This is a genomic window from Rodentibacter rarus (genome assembly GCF_001998965.1).
Classification (GTDB): domain Bacteria; phylum Pseudomonadota; class Gammaproteobacteria; order Enterobacterales; family Pasteurellaceae; genus Rodentibacter; species Rodentibacter rarus.
The window spans coordinates 1-2,535 of record NZ_MLHJ01000161.1; the positions used below are offsets into that span (position 1 = coordinate 1).

4 protein-coding genes and 1 pseudogene are annotated in these 2,535 nt (G+C 38.4%); 3 read left to right on the forward strand and 2 right to left on the reverse strand.

The window, feature by feature from the left end:
- Nucleotides 1-189, forward strand: a 189-nt coding sequence (locus tag BKK50_RS12115) for an ATP-binding protein (RefSeq protein ID WP_158074682.1), incomplete at its 5' end; no start/stop codon positions are given.
- Nucleotides 190-468: 279 nt separating this feature from the next.
- Here BKK50_RS12115 and BKK50_RS12120 read toward each other — a convergent pair.
- On the reverse strand, nt 469-1,182 hold the full coding sequence (locus BKK50_RS12120) for a helix-turn-helix domain-containing protein (RefSeq protein WP_077500554.1): 714 nt from the start codon (nt 1,180-1,182) through the stop codon (nt 469-471).
- Between the two features lie 209 nt (nt 1,183-1,391).
- On the opposite strand from BKK50_RS12120, the gene BKK50_RS12125 reads away from it, so the two are divergent.
- Together BKK50_RS12125 and BKK50_RS12130 are read left to right on the forward strand one after the other, a co-directional pair.
- Complete coding sequence (locus BKK50_RS12125; protein ID WP_077418478.1) at nt 1,392-1,613, forward strand: helix-turn-helix domain-containing protein; 222 nt, start codon at nt 1,392-1,394, stop codon at nt 1,611-1,613.
- An 11-nt stretch (nt 1,614-1,624) separates the two neighbouring features.
- A pseudogene (locus BKK50_RS12130) lies at nt 1,625-2,290 on the forward strand (DNA-binding protein); the annotation flags it as partial.
- On the opposite strand, the gene BKK50_RS12135 reads toward BKK50_RS12130, so the two are convergent.
- Nucleotides 2,267-2,488, reverse strand: a complete 222-nt coding sequence (locus tag BKK50_RS12135) for a helix-turn-helix transcriptional regulator (RefSeq protein WP_077418480.1) — start codon at nt 2,486-2,488, stop codon at nt 2,267-2,269. The pseudogene BKK50_RS12130 and the gene BKK50_RS12135 overlap by 24 nt on opposite strands.
- Nucleotides 2,489-2,535: the final 47 nt, after the last annotated feature.

Sequence of the window (2,535 nt, forward strand, 5' to 3'; positions counted from 1 at the left end):
GGAGCATTACTGTTTCATTTAATGAGCCAACTTCATGAAAATATAGGTGTTATTACAACAAACCTTGAATTTTCTGCGTGGAGAACGCTGTTTACTGAGTCAAAAATGACGAATGTGCCTTTAGACAGGTTAATTCATCATTGTCATATTTTAGAAACAGGTAATGAATCTTACCGTATGGGGTGGTGACAATATTTGCATAAAGAAAAAGAAAAAATTTGGCTCGAAAAAATTCGGTGGGGGCTTGTGTGGTGGGGCTTTGGTGGCTTTTGATGGGAATTTTATGCAAAAAATAAAAATGGTGGGAATTGGGTGAAAATGGGCGGAAATTGGTTTTTTATTTGCATAAAATTTGGCGGTGTTTAGGTGGTTTTTAAACAGTTTTTAAAATGTGTTTTAAGGGGCTTTAAATTGTGAATGGCAGGCTGGGTTATCCAGCCTTTTTATTAGTTTTAAATCTATAAATCATTAAAAATTACGATACCCTCTTACAAGTTGTCCGATAACAAGTAGGTTATCTGCTTCTTCATTGGTAATTTTTATGGGGCGGTATGCGGTGTTATCGCTTAACAACTCTATGCCCTCATAGGTAAATTGTACTTTTTTAACCAACATTGCGCCACTGTGATTTAGGACAAAAATTTTACCCTCTTGTAATTGGCGTTTTGAGCGATCCACAATAATTTCTTCACCGTCTTTTAAGGTTGGTTCCATGCTATCTCCCTTAACGGTAAACATTGCACAATGCTTGGATTTATTGCCAGTTCTTTGAAACCAAGAACTTTCGACCATAACATATGCTGAATCATATTGTTCTTCATTTTCCAAACCTAATCCAGCGGAAACTCGAACACCTCTAAAATCATCAATAGGTTCATAATAATCAGGATTGACTTGACTAAAATCAGCAAAACCTTTTTCTTTTATTGCGTGTTTTTCAGCGGCATCACGCAAATTGCTTTTTATCACTTCTATTCCATCTCTGAAGCCTAGCGACATTTGAGCCTGCTTTGGTAGGCTTGATATATGATATTCAAATCCTCCTCCTTTTACTCCTTTAGCTTCCCTAGTTATCCAATTTTCATTTTTAGCTTTCCTTGTAATGTTTGTAGCATGAGAAGGAAGACCATTTAGCCCCTCAAGTTCTTTGGCTGTAAACCAAACTTTTTCCGATGATTTCATAAAACACCTTTCTTAATCAAAATGGGATTAAAATATTTGAATGATTAAGTTAAACAAAATCAATGATTTAAGCTGACACTAAAAAGATTTTGTAAAATTTTATTAAATCACCTATTGATTTGAAAAATGATTTAATACATATTTCAAATCGTAGATGATTAAGTACTTAATCAAGTAGTTAAACGACTAACTTTTAAGGATCGCACAAAATGAAAGAAAAAGGAAGAGCTAATGATATGCATAGGGCTGACATTAGAGCTGAATTGATTAAGAAAGGGATTTCATTAGCCCAATTAGGGGTTCAACATGGATTAGCAAAAACAACTTTAAGAAATGCTTTTGATAAACGCTATCCCAAAGGGGAACGAATTATTGCTGATGCACTAGGGAAAGAACCAAAAGATATATGGCCTAGCAGATACTTAGATTAAGGAATGTAGTCATGAAATTATGGTTTAGTGCAAAAGAGCTGGCTGGAATTGGGGGGTTATCAAAATATCCTAGCAATATAAATAGACAAGCTCGAAAAGAAAGATGGCAATCTCAGCCCTTAAAAGGGATTAAAGGTGGTGGTGTTGAATATGCATTTTCATCACTTCCAGAACCAGTACAAGTTGAACTGCAAAGAAAATTTGCGGTGACAGTTGTTAAATCCAAGCCTAAAGCCCCACTCGCTCTTCACCAAGTTGATCTAAACACCTTAACGGCAAAACAACGGGAGGCGGCAGACGCAAGGATGGCATTGGTGGTGAAGGTGTTAGAGCTTGAGCAGGCACAGCCTCGTTATAAAGCGGTGAACTTTTTATGTGAACAAATCAAGCACGGTGAGGTTTCCGCAGAGTTGATGAGGTTGGTCGAACTTGCCAATAACAAGAAAGGGAAAAACCGCACGCTTTCTGACCGCACTTTGGGTCAATGGGTTCTGGACTATGAGAAAGCGGACACACCGGAAGCCCGTTTGAAAGCCCTTGTACCAATGAAGCGGATGGCGAAAAAGGCGGAGGAAATTTGGTGGTTGCCTGATTTTTTGGCGGTGTATCGCCAAACCAACGGCATTAATGTGGCAGAAGCCTACTACTATTTCTCAAAAGAATGGGACATGCGGTTTTTCTGCGGTGTGGTTTTGCTGTGCTAAATAACGCTCCACGGCTTCAACCGGATAACGGGCCAAACGCCCAAACTTAACCGGTTTTGGAAATTTGCCGGCTTTTGATTGTTCCCATAGCCAACTGCGAGAAACTTGCAACATTTCGCAAAGTGTGGCGGTTGAGTAATAGCGTTGTTGTGAATCAATGGTTTTTTCCATACGTTTCCCTCTAATTCGTTGGTGTTGTCTGTCAATGATCTTCCAAA

Bases quoted from the DNA above. Each gene is read 5' to 3' on its own strand.
- BKK50_RS12125 (WP_077418478.1), top strand. From the start codon at position 1,392: ATGAAAGAAAAAGGAAGAGCTAATGATATGCATAGGGCTGACATTAGA.
- BKK50_RS12120 (WP_077500554.1), bottom strand. From the start codon at position 1,182: ATGAAATCATCGGAAAAAGTTTGGTTTACAGCCAAAGAACTTGAGGGG.
- BKK50_RS12135 (WP_077418480.1), bottom strand. From the start codon at position 2,488: ATGGAAAAAACCATTGATTCACAACAACGCTATTACTCAACCGCCACA.